The 260-nt window shown below is 66.2% G+C and carries 1 protein-coding gene; it reads right to left on the minus strand.

The window, feature by feature from the left end; genetic code table 11:
• The coding region (locus AC0L16_RS33705) for an ATP-binding cassette domain-containing protein (protein ID WP_473625831.1) at window positions 1–260 on the minus strand (260 nt) is incomplete at both ends.

Genomic DNA, 260 nt, shown 5'->3' on the forward strand with positions numbered 1-260 from the left:
TTTCGGGAACAGCTTGACCACCTTTTCGCGGTTTTCCGCCTCATGCGGCCGGGCCCGCGGCGAATAGGCGCCGAGCGCCATGCAGTCGGCGATCGAGAGATCGGGAAACAGCCGGTTGCCTTGCGGCACATGGATCAGGCCGGCGCCGACGATGGCGCGTGCGCTGTGGCCGACAATGTCTTGCCCGTCGAACAGGATGCGGCCGCTCTTCGGCTGCAGAAGCCCGGAGATCGCACGCAGCAGCGTCGTCTTGCCATGGC

It is taken from the genome of Mesorhizobium sp. WSM4848 (assembly GCF_055811375.1).